This is a genomic window from Thiocapsa sp. (genome assembly GCF_011390875.1).
Classification (GTDB): Bacteria; Pseudomonadota; Gammaproteobacteria; order Chromatiales; family Chromatiaceae; genus Thiocapsa.
Genome location: NZ_JAABRP010000096.1, coordinates 1 through 18,467 on the forward strand (window position 1 = coordinate 1; position 18,467 = coordinate 18,467).

Genomic DNA, 18,467 nt, shown 5'->3' on the forward strand with positions numbered 1-18,467 from the left:
GCAGAAGAACCGGCAGATCCGCGTCCCGAGCGACCGACAACTGCGCCTCGAGCAGGGCCTGCTGACGCGCCCGATCCAGCTCGGGCAGAAAATAGTCCAGACCGATCTCGCCGACCGCGAGCGGGCGATGCTCGACGATCGCCCGCTCCAGCCCATCGAGATCGGATGCACGGTGTCGGTCGAGATAAACCGGATGCAGACCCAGCGCCGGATAGAGATCCTCCGCCGAGTGACAGAGCGCGAGCAGACCATCCCAACCCTCCGCATGGATGGCCGGAACCACGATAGCGGCCACACCCGCCGAACGCGCCCGAGCCAGTACCGCCCCTCGATCGGCATCGAACTCGGCAACATCCAAATGGCAGTGTGTATCGATCATGAGTCGCATCCGGACGGTATCGCCATCGCGCGAGGCACGGAAGACCAAACCCGGTCGCTGATCGGATCGGTAAGGCAAACAAGCGCCGTAGGCTGGACAAGCGCAGCGCCGGCCCGGAACTCGATGGACTTCGCTCTCGCGCGACCACCCTGCAGGGTGGTCGATTCTCTTTCCGGCCATCTCCTTAAACCGCGTCCAGAGCGACATGCATCATTTTCATTTTGCGTTAGCTTCGGTGATGTCCTCAATCTCGGTGAGACGCGGTTTAAAATTTAATATTTTTTAATACTTTAAACCGCGCCGGCTCCAGCGTTCGTCAAAACCGCCGGGGCCGATCCCATCCAAAAACATCGCATACCGCACAGGGCGCGGTTTAAGCAACTGACTTCTGATCGCGCACGAACAACGCCTTGTGCGGCCCGCGCCCGACCTGTCGCTCCTCGATCTCGAAGAGCTGGATCGCCTTGAGCAATCCGCTGAGCTTGGCATAGCCGTAGTTGCGCGAGTCGAACTCCGGGCTGCGCTTGGCAATCGCCGAGCCGACGGCGCCCAGGCCGGCCCAACCGGTGTCGTCGGCCGCGCCATCCAGGGCGGCGCGCAGCAGATTCACCAACTTGGTGTCGCGCTGCAGGTCCTTGCCGCTCTTGCGCGTTGTCGAGTCGCCGGCGGCGCCCTCGCGCAGCACCTCGGTGAAGACGAATTTATCGCACGCTGCAACGAAGGGCTCGGGTGTCTTCTGCTCCCCGAAGCCGTAGACGGTCATGCCCGATTCGCGCAGCCGTGAGGCCAGGCGCGTGAAGTCGCTGTCGCTCGAGACGATGCAGAAGCCGTCGAAGTTGCGCGAGTACAGGAGATCCATGGCATCGATCATCATGGCCCCGTCCGTCGCGTTCTTGCCCTTGGTATAGCGAAACTGCTGCATGGGCTGGATGGAGTGACGCAGCAGCGTCTCCTTCCATGACCCTAGATTGGGCAGGGTCCAATCCCCGTAGATGCGCTTGACGTGGGCCGTGCCGTACTTCGCGACCTCGGCGAGAAGTCCCTCGACGATGCTCGCTTGGGCATTGTCGGCATCGATGAGCACGGCCAGTTTGAGGTTGGCGATGTCGGACATCCGTGGTCTTCCTGTCAATCAGTCTTTGAATTCAGTGGATTCCGATCACACCGGATCGTCTGCATGGGATGCGGCGCCTGATCGCATCGCCTGATCGCACGCAGGCTCGCTTCGCCGCTGCCCATCACCAGATGAGGTCGTCCGGGACCTGATAGTCGGCGTACGGATCGTCCGCGTCCTTCTCCTCGGCGGCCTTGTTGTGGACCAGGACGAGGCTCGCATCGCGCGCAGCCACCCGGACGGCAATCTCTGCGGGCACCACCTCGTAGAAGGCATCCTGACGGACAACGGCCAGGCTTCCCGCGACCAGCTTCGCGTGCTGCACCTTGTCGACATAGATCCGTTTGAGCGTGGTACCGTCGGTAAAGTTAAACGCCAGATCGCCGCGATCACGCACCACCCGGTGGGTGTGCACGAGCTGGCGAATCTCGTTTTCAGCGGCACGCAACGCCGCCTCTTCCTGACGGCGCAGATTGAGCTCGCGGTCGCGCTCGAGCTTCTCGCGACGGGCAAGGTCGGCGGCCTGACGCGCCTCGTTGTCGACCGCAGTGCTCCGCGGACCGGCATGGCGTTTCGTCTTCTTGTGTTTGGTGGAACGTGCCTGCTTGAGCTTCTGCTCGTCGACCAAGCCGGCCTTGAGCAATTGGTCCTGCAACGAGTTGCCCACGGTGTGGATCTCCGAAAAAGATGTCGACGACCGCCCAGTCCGTTCAGGTCCGCTCACGTTCGCGAACCGTCGGCGGATACCCGAACGCCCCGAGCCGGACGACAGGATCCGACAGGCGCGCCCGCGACGCAAGCATGTGCGTCGTTTCCCTGATCGAAAGTTCCCCTAGCCGAAAGGCGGGGTTAGAATCCCGCCGGGTGCCGTTCCGCGATCGGCCTCGCCACTGTATCTTTTTGCACCGCGTGTCGTCTCACCCCACTCTTTGGATCCTCGGAGCTCTTCTCATGTCCCGTGTCGCCCTCGTTGTCGCGCTTGCCCTGTCTATCCTCGTGCCGACCCACGCCTTGGCCGCCGAAGTTCTGGGCTACGTCGACATGCAGAAAGTCCTCGAGGAAAGCAAGCTCGGCAAGCGCCTTCAAGACGAGCTGCGTGAAGAGTTCGGGCCGCGCGGCGAGACGATGGCCACCGAGGAGCAGGAGATCCGCAAGCTGCAGCAATCACTCGAGCGCGATGCCCCTTTGATGAGCGCCGACCAGGTCAGCAAACAGGAGGCCGAGGTGCAGAAGCGCATCGAAGCCTTTCAGGAAAAGGCAAACGCAATTCAACAGGAAATCATGAAGGTCCAGCAGACCAAGAGCCGCGAAATCATCGGCCCGGCGCGGGACTCCATCACGGCTGTCGCCAAAAAGAAGAAGATCGGCATGGTCGTGGAGCCGGGGATGTCCGGGCTGCTCTACATCGACGAAACACTCGACCTGACCCCCGAGATCATCAAACACCTGGATGAGAACACCAAGTAAAGCGGCACGCACGCGAACCGTTCGGCATGAACGGGCTATGTCCGACCCGTAGCGCTGCGGTATCATTTTCAGGCATCGAGTCGGATTCGCCGCTGCGCCTCCATCCGGCGACGGGACCGGCCCCGACCACACGACCCCCGGCGCGAGCATTGCGCGGGTTATTGCACTCTCTTGAGGAACGGACATCATGCTTGGCGAATCACACGACCTCCTTCACGAGTTCCCCGATCTCGAAACGAAGATCGCGACCCTGCGCTCGAACAACGCCGAGTTCGCGCGGCTCATGGACGACTACGACGCGCTCGACGCGCGGGTCCGCGGCCTTGAAGAACTCGGCACACCCGTTGCCGACGAGACCATCGAGGAGCTCAAGAAGGAACGCTTGGTCCTGAAGGACACGCTCTACGGCATTCTGCGGTCCTGACGGCGCGTTCGGGTTGCCGACAGCGGCCCGTGAGTCGGGCTTGTCGAGCGCCGGCAACCCGACACGAGTGCCACCCACGCCAGGGCGAGGGCCGCCTCCCTCTCACGCACGCACGCCGCCCACGCCCTAGACCACCGAGAGCCGAAGCTCGCCCCCCCGGCTCTATCGCGTCCTGGACAACCCGGACACCAAATGAAACCATGCGCGGATGCCCAGTTCCGACCGCGTGAGCAAGACCCCCGTGCAATTTCGTATCATCCCCGTCACCCCCTTTCAGCAGAACACCACCTTGCTTTGGTGCGAGCGCACTCGCGCCGCCGTCGTCGTCGATCCCGGCGGCGAGGCCGAGCGCATCCTCGACCAAGTCACCGCGCTCGAGCTGCACCCGCAAACCGTTCTGCTCACCCACGGCCACCTCGACCACGTCGGCGCCAGTGCCGAGGTCTCGCGCAGACTCGGCATCCCGATCTGGGGTCCGCATCCCGACGACGCCTTCTGGCTCAACGCCCTGGCCGAGCAGTGTGAGATGTTCGGGTTTCCCCCCGTCACCGCCTTCGAGCCCGATCGCTGGCTTGGGGCTGGCGAGCGCATCACCGTCGGCGAGGAGACCCTCGAGGTCCTGCATTGCCCGGGCCACACGCCGGGCCATCTGGTTTTCTTCGACGCAAAGAACAGGCTCGCCCAAGTCGGAGACGTCCTCTTCAAAGGCTCGATCGGACGCACGGACTTTCCGCGCGGGAACCATCGCCAGCTCCTCGACTCCATCCGGGAGCGCCTGTTTCCGCTCGGCGACGACGTCCGCTTCATCCCCGGGCACGGCCCGATGTCGACCCTGGGCGAGGAACGACGCACCAACCCCTTCGTTCGCGAATAAACGCGTTCGGCGAGCAGCGTCCGCAACCGGGCATCGGCCCGCGGAAGAAACGGCATCATGCGAAAAACTGGCATCCCGACGCCGACACCGGGCCGCAAGGGCAGTCCGCCGCGCAGCCGCCCGTTGCGCAACCCGCAGGCCGAGCCGCCCGATGCGCCGGCGCAGAACGCGCTCAAACGCACCAAAAAGGCCCACTTCCTTGAACCCTACCGACTCTCCGAGTCCGCTCGCGCCGCCTTGCTCGCTCGCCTGACCGATCAGGCCGTCGGCGATCCGGAAAGCCGCGAGCTGTTCGCTGCAGCCGTCGAGTACGGCATCGCGAGCTGTCGGGCATCGACAAAGGAACCGCGCGCGGCCGAGAAACCGATGGTCGCGACCAAGCCGGACGTACGCCCGGTCGAGAAGCCCGCTGCCGGATTGGCCGCCCAGCCGGCGGAGAGCCCGGCCACCGAGCCGGCCACGAATCCAAGCGCCCCGCTCTCGGCCCTCGCGGAGACCGCCCATCTGCTCGTGCGGGGACTCGGAGCGCTCGACGACCGCACCCGCGAGGCCATCGCCGAACGTCTGCGCAGCTCCGACCCCTTCGGCCGTGTCCATGACCACGCCTACTTGGACGCAGTCCGCCGCGAGGTCGAGCGCATCGCCGAAGCCGCAGCAGCCCTCCTCGACATGCCTCCCGCGTCGCCGACCGTCTCCGCACCGGTCTCGCCCTCGGTCGCCACGCCCGCACCGGCAGCGGCCACGCATCCGGAGGACCCGATCGGCGAGACGGCACGACGCCTCGTTCGGCGCATCTCAGACGCCTACGAGGCATGTTTCGAGATCAAGGCCGAGACAGGCGCGGGATACCCCTTCATCCCCGTCCTTCGGCTGATCGCCGAAGACGCCGGGATCGCGCTGCCTGCGGATGACGCCGGACTTCGCGCGGCCCTGCCGCCGACGCGCTGACACCGAGCCGCATCAGCTTGAATCGACCGTCTCGCCACCTATACCGAGCGCACCTGGGTGCTTCGGAAAACAGGGTGCGTCCCCGCGCGGGTCTGGGCAAGCCGCGCCGACGAGGCGCAGCGGCCCCTCGGCGAGGGAGTGCAACGCGGTCCCGGCACGCGCGGGGCGTGCAAAGCGGCGAAAAATCCGAATGTGCTCGGTTTACAGTCGTCGGGCCGTTCGGCCGCGTTTCTGAGTACAATGGTCGGTCCGCGGGCAACGGTTGGCGAGTATCAGATGCTATTCGAGCGCTTTCTTAAGAAAAAACGACAAGATACACACAAGGAAGAAGACCAGGAGGTTTTGGCCGAGCGCGCCCGCAATCATGAAGACCCCGCGGCGCGGCGCGAGGCGACCCGCCGCCTCGTCGGGCTGCCCCACCTTCGCCTGATCCTCGCCGACGACACCGACGCCGGCGTGCGCGAGATCGCCGCCGCACGTTATCGCCATCTGCTGTGCGGGACCCAACCGGCGGAGCTCAGCGCCGTCGGGGCGAACGTCGATGCGCGCGTCGCGGAGCTGTCGCATGTCGAGGACGCGCGCATCCTCGAGCAGGTCGCGGTCCAGGGGCTGGATCCCGAAGTCCGTCGCGCCGCGATCGAGCGGCTTCAGTCTCCCGAGGTGCTCGCGCTCTGCGCGGTGCAGGATCCGCTCGCGGCCAACCGCGGCGCGGCCGTGGAGCGCATCGAGACCAAAGACGCACTCGAACAGGTCGTGCGCCAGATCGGCAAGCGCGACAAGAACGTCTACCGCAGCGCACGTGAGAAGCTCCGCCTGATCGCCGAGCGCGAAGAGCGTCCGCTGCGCGTGCGCGCACTCTGCGACGAGCTCTGCCAGAAGGCCGAGCGTCTCGGTCGGCTCGAGCAATGGAATCAGGATCGCGCCATCCTCGATCTGCTCGACCGCCAATGGGCCGAGATCCGAGACGAGGCCGAGCCGGACTGGCGCACACGTTACGAAACCGCACGGGAGCACTTTCTCCAGGCCTATGGCGGCCACGCGCGCGAGACCGCCGCCCGGGTCGCGGCCGAAGAGGCGCACGAGTCCTTGCACGCCGAACGCCTTGCCCTGCTCGACTCCCTAGCCGAGGCACCGGCGCTGACCACGGAGCAAGCGATTCGCGCCCTGTGCGAACAGGTCGCGACCGCGTGGGACGCCCTCGACGCCCTCCCGCCGCAGCGCCAGAGACCGCTCGACCAGCGCTATCGCACGCTGATGGACGCGGCCGACGCCGCGCGCACCGCCCTCGGCGATCAGCGCAAGCGCGTGTCGCAACTGCACAAGTCGAGCAATCGCGCACAGAAGCTCCTCGACGAGCCCAAACCGCTCGACCTGCGCGCGACCAAAACCTTTATCGAGCAGGCACGCGCACTCGCCGCCGAGCTCCCCGCAACCGCCGAGACCGAAGCCTTCCTCGGACTCGTCGAGCGCGTCGAATCGCGTACCAAGACCCAGCGCAAGAACGCCGAGCACCGTCTCAAGCAGCTCCCCGATAAACTCGCCGAGCTCGAGAAACACCTCGAAGACGGCGAGCTGAAGAAGGCCGACCCGCTCTTCCAAAGCCTGCGTGCGGGCCTGGATCTGGTCGAGGCCAGCGCCCTGCCCAAAGGCGCGGCCGAGGAGATCGCCGCACGCCTGCATGTGCTCGCACCGCGTCTGCGCGACCTGCAACACTGGCGCCGCTGGGGTGCCGATCAGCATCGCGACGGGCTCTGCGAGGAGATGGAGCAGCTCATCGAAGCCGACCTGCCCCTGCAAGCCCTGAGCGAGCGACTCCACACCATGCGCCTGGACTGGAAGGGCCTGGAAAAGACCGGGCCGCGCGCCAGCCCCGCCATCGCCGAGCGTTTCCACAAGGCATGCGACGCCGTCCAAGAGCGCTGTCGCCCCTACCTCGAGGCCCAAGCGGCCGAGCGCGAGGCCAACCGCGCCGCGCGCGAGTCGGTCTGCGACCAGATCGAAGACTTCCTCTCCAAGGTCGATTGGGAACGCATCGACTGGAAACGCGTCCTGCGCGCCGAGCGCGAGACCCGCCACACCTGGGCCTCCATCGGACCCGTGGACCCGCGCCACTTCAAGGCGCTCGAAGGGCGCTTCCGCCAAGCGCTCAAGCAGCTCGACCGCCGCTTGGATGCAGAACGCAAACGCAACCAGGCGATGAAGCAGGAGCTGATCGCCAGGATCGAGGGACTGGTCGACGAGCCCGATCTGGACGCCGCCATCGAGCAGACCAAGGCACTCCAGCGCGAGTGGCACACCACCGTACCGGCGCGCCACAAGGACGAGAACAAGCTCTGGCAGACCTTCCGCAGCGCCTGCGACGCCATCTTCGAGCGTCGCGCGGCCTTGCACCAGGCGCACGCCAACGAGATGAAGGAGCATCTCGCCACGCGCGAGACCATCTGCACCGACGCACTCACACTCGCCCGAACCGAGCAGGATCCGAAACGACTGCGCGCCGAGCTGCGCGAGCTCGAGCGACGCTGGGAAGATGCCCAGTCCCTGCCCATCCCGCGTCAAAGCGCCGGCCCGCTCAACGAACGCTGGCGCGAGACCCGCGAGGCGCTCAAGCAACACCTGCGCGACAGCGAAGACCAACAGCGTCGAGGCGCATTCGATCTGCTGCAACGCCAAGCCCAGCTTTGCGAGCGTCTCGAGCTCGGACTCCTCGGAGAAGGCGACGAAGGCGACGCGCCGCTGGCCCCCGATGCGGCCGAGCAGGCCTGGGCGGAGCTACCGCAGCAACAAGACAACGAGATCCAGCAGGCCATCGCCGCGCGCTTCTCGACCGCACTCCTCGCCGGCCGAGACCCCGAACAGCTCGCCGCGCTGCGCCGCCGCTACGACGCCAACGCCGTGCGCCTCAGCCAACTCTGTCTGCAGCTCGAAATCCTCGCCGGCGTCGAAACCCCGCCCGAGCTTGCCCAACAGCGCTTGGAGTTCCAGGTCGCACGCCTGACCGAACGTATGGTCGACGGCGAGGAGGATCCCCTGCAGGGCAGCGCCAGACTCCTCAAAGAGTGGTATCTCTGCGGTCCCGCCCCCCGTTCCGCCGGCCTGGACGGCCGCTTCGAGCGCATCCGCCAAGCCCTCGCCCGAGAGCCCGGCGCGGCGACGGCCTGACACGGCCGAGCAGCGGCCAAGACGCAGAGCCCGCCCGGAATGCCATCGATGGATCACTCACGACTCTACAAACGCCGGCACCGCACCTGGAATCCGGCGCTCGACCCGCGCAACCCGAGCGAAGACCCCGGTGTCGAGCTGCCGCTGCTCGGCACCGTCAGCGCCGGAGCGCCGATCGAGTATCTCGAGGATCCCGAAACCATCGTCGTCCCCACCCACCTGACACGCCCGGGGGCCTACGCCTTGCGCGTGCGCGGCGAATCCATGGTCGAAGACGGGATCCACGACGGCGACCTCGTCATCGTCGACCCCCGCCCGACAGCCGAAACCGGCACAACCGTCGTGGCACGCATCGACGGCGACCGCGTCACCCTCAAACGCTTCTACGCCGAGAGCGACCGCATCCGCCTGCAACCCGCCAACGCCGACATGGATCCGCTCATCCTGCACGACGGCGACATCGAGATCCTCGGCGTCGTCTCGGGCGTCGTGCTCCTGTCCGCTTAAACCGCGTCCAGAGCGAGATGCTCACTTTCGAGTGAGTTCGACGTTTGGTGAATCTACGACCCTTAGCGGGGCACGCGGTTTAATATTTTATATTTATTAGTATTTTAAACCGCGCCGTCTCCAGCGGTCGTCAAAACTGCCGGGGCCGATCCCATCCAAAAAACATCGCATTCCGCATCTGGCGCGGTTTAATTCGGCGCTCGACTTATTTCTGACAGGTTACTCAGGAACTCGTGACACCCGCTCCGCCGAGTCACTCATGCGTCGTGGCGCTCCGCGCCATCTTCCGCGATTGCCGGAGTGAGGAACGGGGAGTCAAGGTGTCATCGGAAGACGAAACTCATAACGATGAAAAAGCCGATGTATGCAACAAGCGCCCAGAACGCCACACTGATCAGATAGCGTAAGCAACCCAGCATTCGACGACCTCCTTTGTGTCGGCGTCCACGATGGCGCCGACGCTCGTCTCCAAAAGACCACCCGTAGCGTGGACGAGCGACAGGAAGTCCACCGAACCCCACACGGGCGCCGGTGAACTGAGCTGCGCTCGCCGATCCGACCCGATCGGCAACCCAGCCGGTTCCGCCAGCAACCCCCGCACCAGCCCTGCTCGCAACTCCGAGCCACCCAAAACATCAGTCACTCGTGCCCCGTGGCGCTCTGCGCCACCTTCCACCATGGCCGGGGTACGAGCAAGACCGTCGGAAGCAACCCCGACGATTATCACGAAGCGGCAACATCCCGGGATCGACGACTTGCAGTCGTCTTCTTCCACAGCCCTGACGGCTCGCAACATCAATCTCAACTTCGACGATTCCGGAACCACCTCGAACACACTCTAGCCATTCATGCGAACAACGTCGAACGCTTGTATCGCGCCAGTACCGACATCAACGCTGGAGTCTTAATCCCCTTTAGAACGGGTCTCACATGGAGGATGCGCTTGGTCATGGCCGCAGATTAGCGCCGGGTGGCCTGCAGGTCCGGATCGGCAAGCTTGCGGGGCTGCGGTGCGCTGTGCCTCGCACTCGCTCGGGAGCCATCCAAAAACAACCCAAACACGTAGGATGGGTAGAGCGAAGCGAAACCCATCCATCCCGCGCCAAGGGCATCAGACCGACACCCGGCAACGCGGTGGTTTGGAGGATGGGTTTCGCTGAAGCTCTACCCATCCTACGTGTTCATCTGGTGTTCCCCTTGTTTGCGAATCGTCACTTAGGGAAGCCAGCGCGAGATCTCCCCGCGCAGCTCCGGAAGGCGGGCGCCGGCGCAGACTTGGATGCGCAGATCCTCGGCGCGGCGGCGGACATGGGCGGGGAGATCCAGATAGCTCACCAGCATGGCTCGGCCTTGCAGACCACCGAGCAGGTCGGCCAAGGCATCCAGTCGATAGAGCGCCTCCGAGCCCGGTCCATCGCCGCCCTTCCATGCCTTGGTCTTGCACTCGACGAGATAGAGGCGGTTCTCGGCCAGGCAGGCGACATCGATCTCGTTGTGGACCTCGGCGCCTCGGGGATCCCGGCGAGAGATCTCGACGCTGCGCGCGAGATCCTGAATCCGTCGTTCCTCGCGCCTCAGCTCCCGCTCGATCGCCTCGAACCGGAAGCGGAAACGCGCCAGAGGCGGAAACGATAAGGCGGTCGTGGTCGATGTCATCGGAGCCTTCCTCTGGATGCGATGGCGAAGCCGTGGATCGGCCGCGGGTCAGCGGCTTCTGAGCAGACGTTGCTCAGATCCGTAGTCGGGGGTGTTGGTGCCGGGGATGGCGTCGTAGACCTTGCCGTCGCGGATGATCAGACGGTCGGATGCGCCGTAGTCGGGGGTGCGGGTGCCTTTGATCGCAGGGTAGACGATACCGTCGCGCTCGATGAGGAGCGGGCCGCCGTAGTCGGGGGTCCGGGTGCCGGGAATAGGCGTCCAGATCTCGGTGTCGGCGTTCGCGAGCGGGGTCAATGCAATGGCGACGATCGGCAGCGCCGTCCGCCATGCGGCTTTTGCGGTCCTGTGCATGTGGTCCCTCCACTTCACCCCGATCTGATCGACCGCAAGCGGCTTGACAACTGGCGATGCCGCGCGTGGCATCGGCTTGGTCGGATCGGCGGTTCGACCGTCGCCCCCGAGTCTGTGTCAGGATAGACCGAAACGCGTGGCAGCGGCCCGCCCACAAGCTTGCGGCGCAAGGGCCGCGAGCCGCCGAGCCGGACTTCTCCGATCGACTCAGCCGCCGGCCTCCGGGCGCATGTGCGGAAAGAGCAGGACATCCCGAATCGAGGGCGAGTCGGTGAAGAGCATGACCAGGCGGTCGATGCCGATGCCCTCGCCTGCCGTCGGCGGCATGCCGTGCTCCAAGGCGCGGATGTAGTCGGCGTCGAAATACATGGCCTCGAGATCGCCCGCTTCCTTCTCGGCGACCTGCTGACGAAAACGATCGGCCTGGTCTTCGGCGTCGTTCAGCTCGGAGAAGCCGTTGGCGATCTCGCGCCCGCCGACGAAGAACTCGAAGCGGTCGGTGACGAAGGGGTTCTCGTCGTTGCGCCGCGCCAGCGGGGAGACCTCGGTGGGGTATTGGGTGATGAAGGTCGGGGCCATGAGGCGATGTTCGGCAGTGTGCTCGAACAGCTCGATCTGAAGCTTACCGAGACCCCAGCCGGGCTTGACCGCAATCCCCAGCCGGGCGGCGACGGCGCGGGCGCATTCGAGGTTGTCGACATCGCCCGGTTCGAGATCCGGATTGAAGTGCAGGATCGCCTCGCGGACCGTCATGCGCTCGAAGGGCTGGCCGAAGTCGTAGTCCTCACCTTGGTAATGGATCAGCGTGCGGCCGAGGACCTGCTCGGCCATCTCGCGCAGCATGTTCTCGGTGAGATCCATGAGGTCGCGATAGTCCGCGTATGCCTCGTAGAACTCGAGCATGGTGAACTCGGGGTTGTGACGCGTGGAAAGCCCCTCGTTGCGGAAATTGCGGTTGATCTCGTAGACCTTCTCCAGACCGCCGACGACCAGGCGCTTGAGAAACAGCTCGGGCGCGATGCGCAGAAAGAGCTGCATGTCCAAGGCGTTGTGATGTGTGATGAAGGGACGCGCGACCGCGCCGCCCGGAATGACCTGCATCATCGGGGTTTCGACCTCCAAATAACCGCGGGCGTTGAGATAGTCGCGGATGAACTGGATGACCCGGGTGCGGATGCGGAAGGTCTCGCGCGTGCCGCCGTTCATGATCAGATCGAGATAGCGCTGGCGGTAGCGGCTCTCCATGTCGGTCAGACCATGGAACTTCTCCGGGAGCGGACGCAACGCTTTGGTCAGCAAGCGAATACTGTCGCACTTGATCGACAGCTCGCCGGTCTTGGTCTTGAACAGCAGACCCTCGGCGCCGAGGATATCGCCGAGGTCGTAGTCGCGCTTGAAGACGGCGTAGGCGTCCTCACCGATCAGATCGCGCTGGACGAAGAGCTGGATGCGTCCGGACATGTCCTGAACATGGGCAAAGCTCGCCTTGCCCATGACGCGCCGGCTCATCAGCCGGCCGGCGACCTTTACGCGCAGCCCGAGCGCCTCGATCGCCTCGGGCTCATGCTCGCCGTACTCGGCCAGCAGCTCTCCCGCGACCACATCGCGCCGAAAATCATTTGGGAACGCAGGGCCTTGAGCGCGCAACTGCGAAAGCTTCTCGCGCCGTTGCGCGATCAGCTTGTGCTCGTCGACCGTGTCTTCGTGCGACGCCGTCGTATGGGTATTCTGGTCTTGCTCGCTCATCGAACCCCCGATTAAACCGCTTCCGGATTAAACCGCTTTCGGCGGGACATGCTCATGGCGTCGCATCGTCGGGTGCAGCGCACGCCAACGTGCGTTTGAGCAGAAGCGGTTTAAGAATTTAAGTGTTTAACATCTTGAACCGCGTTAGCTCGGAGCACCCTGGAGAACGCGACGCCGCGGCCGCGCCCAAGGCTTCGGAACGCACTTGGACGCCATTCAATTAGAGGCCGCTCTTGAGGCTCGCCTCGATAAACGGATCGAGATTGCCGTCCAGCACCGATTGGGTGTTGGCGATCTCCACGTTGGTCCGTAGATCCTTGATGCGTGATTGGTCAAGCACATAGGAGCGTATCTGACTGCCCCACCCGATGTCCGACTTGGTGTCTTCAATCGCCTGCTGACTGGCACGCCGATTCTGCATCTCGAGCTCGTAGAGCTTGGCCTTGAGCTGCTTCATGGCGTGGTCTTTGTTCTTGTGCTGCGAGCGATCGGTCTGGCACTGCACCACGATTCCGGTCGGATTGTGGGTGATGCGCACGGCGGACTCCGTCCGGTTGACGTGCTGGCCGCCGGCTCCGCTCGCACGGTAGACGTCGATGCGCAGGTCCGCCGGGTTGATCTCGATGTTGACGGTGTCGTCGACCTCGGGCGAGACAAAGACGGCGGCAAAGGAGGTGTGGCGGCGGTTGCCCGAGTCGAACGGCGACTTGCGCACCAGGCGATGCACGCCGGTCTCGGTACGCAGCCAACCGAAGGCGTAGTCGCCCGAGAATTGGATGGTCGCCGACTTGATGCCGGCGACTTCGCCGGGCGAAACCTCGAGCAGCTCTGTCTTGAAGGCGCGGCGCTCGCCCCAGCGCAGATACATGCGCAAGAGCATCTCGGCCCAGTCCTGTGCCTCGGTCCCGCCCGATCCGGCCTGGATGTCGACATAGGCGTTCTTCGCGTCCATCTCGCCGGCGAACATGCGGCGAAACTCAAGCTCGGCGACCTTCGCCTCTTGCTGCTCCAGGTCCTTCGCGACCGCGGCGAGGGTTTCCTCGTCCTGCTCCTCGGCGGCCATCGCCAGCAGATCGTCCGCATCGACGAGGCCGGTCGTGAGCTCGTCGATCGTCAGCACGATGGCTTCGAGCGTCGCACGCTCGCGCCCGAGTGTCTGGGCACGTTCCGGTTCGTTCCAGACCGTTGGGTCTTCCAGCTCGCGCAGGACCTCGGTCAGACGCTCTTTGCGTTCCGGGTAGTCAAAGATACCCCCTAAGGGACTCGACACGTCCCTTGAGGTCACTGATTTGATAAGCGATCGGGTTGATGTCGAGCATCTTGGCATCCGTCCGGAAAAATCCGTAAGTATACGCCGCCGGAGCGAGCGCGTGCGGATGTTGCAATCGGCGTCGATCTGGAGCAAGCCGTCGAACCTGATCCCTGTTGTCTTTCGCGATCGGTTCTATACTCGGAGATAGGTCAACCAACCGGCTCCGACCCTAACCATGGCACGCTTGCCCCGATTCGTCCTGCCCGGCTATCCGCAGCATGTCATCCAGCGCGGAAACAACCACGAGCGCATCCTCTACGAGGAGGAAGACTACTGGTTCATGTGGGAAAAGATCGGCGCCGCCGCCGAGAAATTCCAATGCGACCTGCATGCCTATGCGCTGATGCCGAATCATTTTCATCTCCTGCTCACGCCGCGCCTGGAGAACGGCGTCGGGAAACTGATGCAGTACGTGGGCCGCTACTATGTCCAGCATTTCAATGCCCGCTACGAGCGCACGGGCACCCTCTGGGAAGGTCGCTATCGCGCCACGCTGCTGGATCCCAAGCAGTTTCTGCTCCCCGTGAGCCACTACGTGGAGTCCAACCCGGTGCGGGCCGGGCTGGTGAACAGCGTCGGCGACTACGGGTGGTCAAGCTACGCCGCGAACGCACTCGGCGAGGACGACCCCTTGGTGACGCCGCACGCGGAGTACGAGCACCTCGGGCGCAGTGCGAAGGCCCGCCGGGCGGCCTATGCCGTGCAGGCCGAGAAGCCGCTGGACGCGGCGCTCGTGACCCGGATTCGCGACGCGACCAACAAGGCATGGGTGCTCGGCGATCAGACCTTCTGCGAATCGATCGCGACGAAGCTGAACCGGCGCGCCTTGCCGCGCCAACGCGGCGGGGACCGACGCTCCGCCGCCTATCGACGTGCGACGGGCCGCACATGAGCCCGACACTCGGCTTGATCCACACGCCTCGCGAGGCCGACGAGTTCTTTACCGACGAAGGCTGCTACATCCTCGAGACTTGGAATCGCGCGGACGACCCGATGTTGTCCGTTGCCCGCGCGAGGGTCGAGCCCGGCGTCACGACACGCCTGCATCGGCTGGCCGGGATCGCCGAACGCTATCTGATCCTCTCAGGTACGGGACGCGTCGAGGTGGAGGGCATCCCGCCGCAGTCCGTCGGACCGGGAGACCTGGTCTATATCCCGCCCGATCGGGGCCAACGCATCGCCAACACGGGGGACGGCGACCTCGTCTTCCTCGCCATCTGTACCCCGCGCTTCGTACCCGAGGCCTATCTGGACATCGAGACCGACTTGCCGACCTGACCCGAGCGCACGTGGATCTTTCGGCCGCGGCATGCGTCCCGCGCGCGTTGAAACAAAGCGCGCCGACGAGGCGTAGCGGCCCCTACGCCGAGGGCGCGCAGCGCCGCCCCGGCGTGCGCGCGGTGTGCAATGCGTCGAAAAACCCAGGTGCGCGCGGCATACCTTGACCGACAGCCGACGCGGACCAACAATAGCGATATGGCCGATATCTTCATCGAACGCGAGCACACACTGGGCCTCGATCGGGCACTCGACCAGGTCGAGGCTCTCGCCTATCTGCTCGTGGACGAGCTTGATGCGCGATGTGCGTGGGACGGAAATCGCCTCGATTTCACGCGGCCGGGCGCGAGCGGACGCGTCGAAGTGACCGAGACCCTGCTGATCCTCGAGGTCTCGCTCGGATTCCTGCTCAGGCCCTTCAGAGACCGGATCGAGCAGAGCATCACGGAGAAGCTCGACAGCCTGGTTCCGTGCCTTCCCTCGGCCTAACTCGCTGCCCCAGGCGGTTGGCTGACGTGACATGAGATCCGAGGTTCACGCCCAAAGCCCAGCGGCAATCAACGCCATCAACGACGTCTTTCATCTCTACGACCCGCCCCTGTGGCTCGTCACGGCACACGACGGAACCCGCCGAGGCGGCCTCATCGCGACAGCCGCAACGCGCGCATCCATCGTCCGCGAGATCCCGCGCATGCTCGTCGCGGTCGCCAAACATCACCACACTTGGGGCCTGATCGAGGCGAGCGGCACCTTCGCGCTGCATCTGATCGCAGCGGACGATATCGCCAGCGTTCGGCGCTTCGGGCTCGCCTCCGGGCATCAGGTCGACAAGTTCGCCGACCTGCCGCCGCGCGAAACACCCGCGGGCTCGCCCTTGATCGAGGGGGCTATGTCGTGGATGGACTGTCGGGTCGAAGCGCGCATGGACATCGGTGACCGCACCACCTACTTGGCCGAGGTGACCGCGGGCGCGGTCTTGCGTCGCGGCCCGATCCTCACGGTCGCGGGTCTGCTTCGGGATGCGCCCGCGGCCGATCGGACCGAGCTGAAGCGCCTCTATGCGCACGATCAGGAGACCGATCGAGCGGCAATCCTGGCCTGGCGCCGGTCGCGCGGCGACGCGTAAGGCAGCTGCGTTCATCAGACCGGCCACCCGAACCTTAGGGAGCGCGTGAGAACCGCTCCGCGGTGTCACGCATGCCCCGTGGTGCTCTGCGCCACGTTCCGACAAACAAGACCCGTAAGGTATATCTCGCCAGAATCGCTCAACGCCGCCGTGGGTCGGGCTTGAGCTCGACAATGGCACAGCCGGGACTCTGCCAGATCGCGTCGGACCGGGACTGAAGCCTGACCCTCTGAAAGACACGCAAACATCACACTGCGTCGGTATAACGACAACCGCCGCGCGCGATCGCGCGCCGGACCACCGGTGTCGCGTCCGGCCTGAATCACCCGACGAGCTACCCGCACGCGAGCAAGCACTCGCACCGGATCGCGATCTGACATCTGGCGCAGGTTGTGCTTAGATGACGACCAACCGGCCATGCTCGGCTCGGTCGCGCCCGAAGCCCCGACCGAGTTACCCGAACACCAAACCCTCCAGCAGTACGAGATCCAGACATGCAACTTCCCAACCACAAGACCAAGATCGTCGCGACGATCGGCCCGGCGTCGGATTCGCCCGAGATGCTCCGCGCCTTGATCGGCGCCGGTATGAACGTGGCCCGATTGAACTTCTCGCACGGCGATCCGCACTATCACGGGGCGCTGATCGGGCGCATCCGCGAGGCCGCGGCAGCCACCGGGCAGCGCGTCGCGATCATGGGCGATCTGCCCGGCCCCAAGATGCGCATCGGCGATCTGGCCGAGGAGCCGGTCGAGCTGTTGCGCGACGATATCCTCACCCTGACCACCGATGACATCATCGGCGACAAGTCGCGCGTTTCCATGAGCTTTCTCGATCTCCCGGCAGCGGTGCAGCCGGGCGACAGACTCTTCCTCAACGACGGCTTCATCCTGCTGAAGGTGCTCGAGGTCGAGGGCTCGGAGATTCGCTGCAGCGTGCGTGTCGGCGGTGAGCTGCGCTCGCGCAAGGGGCTGAACTTTCCGGGCATCAATCTGGGCATCAGCGCCTTCACCGCCGACGACCACGCCTGGCTGCACTTTGCCGCCGAGCACGGTCTCGATGCCGTCAGTCAATCCTTCGTGGCCACGGACGAGGATATCCTCGCCGTGCGCCGCGCGGCGGACGCCATCGGCTATGCCCCCTTCATCATCGCCAAGATCGAGCGCGCCGATGCGCTCGACAACCTCGAGGCCATTCTGCGCGCCGCCGACGGCATCATGGTCGCCCGCGGCGATCTCGGCGTGGAGATCCCGATCGAGCGGATCGCGGTGGTGCAGAAACAGATCACGGAGCTGGCCAATCGCTTCGGCAAGCCCGTGATCACCGCCACTCAGATGCTCGAATCCATGGTGACCTTCCGCCGCCCGACCCGCGCCGAGGCAACCGATGTCGCCAACGCCATCCTGGGGGGGACCGACTGCGTCATGCTCTCCGCCGAATCGGCAATGGGTCGCTACCCGATCGAGTCCGTCGCCATGCTGGCGAGTATCGCCACCCACGTCGAGCCCGAGCGCAGCAAGCAGCCCTTCGTTCGCACCATGGACGGGTTCCACGGCTCAGGGCGGATGCGCGCCGTCGACCTGATCGCCGCGAGCGTCTATCACACCATCAAGGACGCCGCCCCGCAGGCGGTCGTCGTCCCCACTCAGACGGGCAGCACGCCCCGCAATGTCGCGCGCTTCCGGCTCCCGGTCTGGATCATCGCCTTCAGCCCGAATACGGCCACCTGTCAGGCTCTGCAGTTCTCCTACGGCATCCACCCGATCCAGGTCGAGGCCGACCGCTCCGACTGGTCGAGCTTCGTGCGCCACTGGCTTTACGAGCGCGGGATCCGCGAAGGCTTGGTCTTGCTGACCCAGGGACCGACCATCGAAAACCCATGCGGAAACTATCGCATGGAGATCCTGGCGCTAGAGGCGCCGTCCGGACAGCGCTGCGATTGAGCACGACGGGAACAGGACGCCAACAGGACCGACGGGGCAAGGTGATTTCGGGAAGGAAACGCCCGAAACATCGCGGTTTGCACGAGCTCGTAGGGGCTCCTAGTGACGATTCAGAAACAAGGTGAACACCTTGATGAACGCGTAGGATGGGTAGAGCGTCAGCGAAACCCATCCTCC

19 protein-coding genes are annotated in these 18,467 nt (G+C 64.9%); 11 read left to right on the forward strand and 8 right to left on the reverse strand.

The features are described from left to right. The 3 genes from GPT33_RS09480 to GPT33_RS09490 all read right to left on the reverse strand — a co-directional run. A partial coding sequence (locus GPT33_RS09480) for a TatD family hydrolase (RefSeq protein WP_296807914.1) occupies nt 1–379 on the reverse strand: 379 nt, incomplete at its 3' end. A 373-nt stretch (nt 380–752) separates the two neighbouring features. After that, on the reverse strand, nt 753–1,493 hold the full coding sequence (locus GPT33_RS09485) for an NYN domain-containing protein (RefSeq protein ID WP_296807917.1): 741 nt from the start codon (nt 1,491–1,493) through the stop codon (nt 753–755). Between the two features lie 124 nt (nt 1,494–1,617). Next, nucleotides 1,618–2,160, reverse strand: coding sequence for a DUF2058 domain-containing protein (locus GPT33_RS09490; RefSeq protein ID WP_296807919.1), 543 nt, complete (start codon nt 2,158–2,160; stop codon nt 1,618–1,620). A gap of 20 nt (nt 2,161–2,180) precedes the next feature. On the opposite strand from GPT33_RS09490, the gene GPT33_RS09495 reads away from it, so the two are divergent. The 6 genes from GPT33_RS09495 (at nt 2,181) to GPT33_RS09520 (ending at nt 8,875) form a co-directional block, all read left to right on the forward strand. Continuing rightward, complete coding sequence (locus GPT33_RS09495; protein ID WP_296807921.1) at nt 2,181–2,960, forward strand: OmpH family outer membrane protein; 780 nt, start codon at nt 2,181–2,183, stop codon at nt 2,958–2,960. Nucleotides 2,961–3,147: 187 nt separating this feature from the next. Then, complete coding sequence (locus tag GPT33_RS09500; protein WP_296807924.1) at nt 3,148–3,384, forward strand: YdcH family protein; 237 nt, start codon at nt 3,148–3,150, stop codon at nt 3,382–3,384. Between the two features lie 208 nt (nt 3,385–3,592). Next, on the forward strand, nt 3,593–4,258 hold the full coding sequence (locus GPT33_RS09505; protein ID WP_296807925.1) for an MBL fold metallo-hydrolase: 666 nt from the start codon (nt 3,593–3,595) through the stop codon (nt 4,256–4,258). 57 nt (nt 4,259–4,315) lie between these two features. After that, nucleotides 4,316–5,206, forward strand: coding sequence for a hypothetical protein (locus GPT33_RS09510; RefSeq protein WP_296807928.1), 891 nt, complete (start codon nt 4,316–4,318; stop codon nt 5,204–5,206). Between the two features lie 276 nt (nt 5,207–5,482). Further along, nucleotides 5,483–8,368 (forward strand): DUF349 domain-containing protein, encoded by a 2,886-nt coding sequence (locus GPT33_RS09515; RefSeq protein WP_296807930.1) that lies wholly within the window; start codon nt 5,483–5,485, stop codon nt 8,366–8,368. A 48-nt stretch (nt 8,369–8,416) separates the two neighbouring features. Continuing rightward, nucleotides 8,417–8,875, forward strand: coding sequence for a LexA family transcriptional regulator (locus GPT33_RS09520; protein ID WP_296807932.1), 459 nt, complete (start codon nt 8,417–8,419; stop codon nt 8,873–8,875). 394 nt (nt 8,876–9,269) lie between these two features. Here the strand turns inward: GPT33_RS09520 and GPT33_RS09525 are convergent, their stop codons facing one another. From GPT33_RS09525 to prfB, 5 genes are all read right to left on the reverse strand, one after another. Next, on the reverse strand, nt 9,270–9,650 hold the full coding sequence (locus GPT33_RS09525; protein ID WP_296807934.1) for a hypothetical protein: 381 nt from the start codon (nt 9,648–9,650) through the stop codon (nt 9,270–9,272). A gap of 440 nt (nt 9,651–10,090) precedes the next feature. Then, nucleotides 10,091–10,531: a DUF1887 family CARF protein gene (locus GPT33_RS09530; protein ID WP_296807936.1), complete on the reverse strand. Its 441-nt coding sequence runs from the start codon at nt 10,529–10,531 to the stop codon at nt 10,091–10,093. Between the two features lie 48 nt (nt 10,532–10,579). Then, nucleotides 10,580–10,885, reverse strand: a complete 306-nt coding sequence (locus GPT33_RS09535; protein WP_296807938.1) for a hypothetical protein — start codon at nt 10,883–10,885, stop codon at nt 10,580–10,582. Between the two features lie 207 nt (nt 10,886–11,092). Further along, entirely contained in the window at nt 11,093–12,631 is a 1,539-nt protein-coding gene (gene lysS, locus GPT33_RS09540) for a lysine--tRNA ligase (RefSeq protein WP_296807940.1), read from the reverse strand. 220 nt (nt 12,632–12,851) lie between these two features. Next, nucleotides 12,852–13,950 (reverse strand): peptide chain release factor 2 gene (gene prfB / locus GPT33_RS09545; RefSeq protein WP_296807943.1). Its coding sequence is split into 2 segments (ribosomal slippage): nt 12,852–13,874 and nt 13,876–13,950, totalling 1,098 coding nucleotides; the frame shifts between segments, so codons are not numbered across the junction. Between the two features lie 168 nt (nt 13,951–14,118). On the opposite strand from prfB, the gene GPT33_RS09550 reads away from it, so the two are divergent. The 5 genes from GPT33_RS09550 to pyk all read left to right on the forward strand — a co-directional run bounded on the left by GPT33_RS09550 (nt 14,119) and on the right by pyk (nt 18,290). After that, nucleotides 14,119–14,835: a transposase gene (locus tag GPT33_RS09550; RefSeq protein ID WP_296807946.1), complete on the forward strand. Its 717-nt coding sequence runs from the start codon at nt 14,119–14,121 to the stop codon at nt 14,833–14,835. Further along, nucleotides 14,832–15,221, forward strand: coding sequence for a cupin domain-containing protein (locus GPT33_RS09555; RefSeq protein ID WP_296807949.1), 390 nt, complete (start codon nt 14,832–14,834; stop codon nt 15,219–15,221). The genes GPT33_RS09550 and GPT33_RS09555 overlap by 4 nt, the downstream gene beginning before the upstream one ends. A gap of 198 nt (nt 15,222–15,419) precedes the next feature. Then, nucleotides 15,420–15,710, forward strand: a complete 291-nt coding sequence (locus tag GPT33_RS09560; RefSeq protein ID WP_296807951.1) for a polyhydroxyalkanoic acid system family protein — start codon at nt 15,420–15,422, stop codon at nt 15,708–15,710. 31 nt (nt 15,711–15,741) lie between these two features. After that, nucleotides 15,742–16,347 carry a flavin reductase family protein gene (locus GPT33_RS09565; protein WP_296807955.1) on the forward strand — a complete coding sequence of 202 codons (606 nt, stop codon included), beginning with the start codon at nt 15,742–15,744 and terminating at the stop codon, nt 16,345–16,347. Nucleotides 16,348–16,841: 494 nt separating this feature from the next. After that, nucleotides 16,842–18,290 carry a pyruvate kinase gene (gene pyk / locus GPT33_RS09570; protein WP_296807957.1) on the forward strand — a complete coding sequence of 483 codons (1,449 nt, stop codon included), beginning with the start codon at nt 16,842–16,844 and terminating at the stop codon, nt 18,288–18,290. Nucleotides 18,291–18,467: the final 177 nt, after the last annotated feature.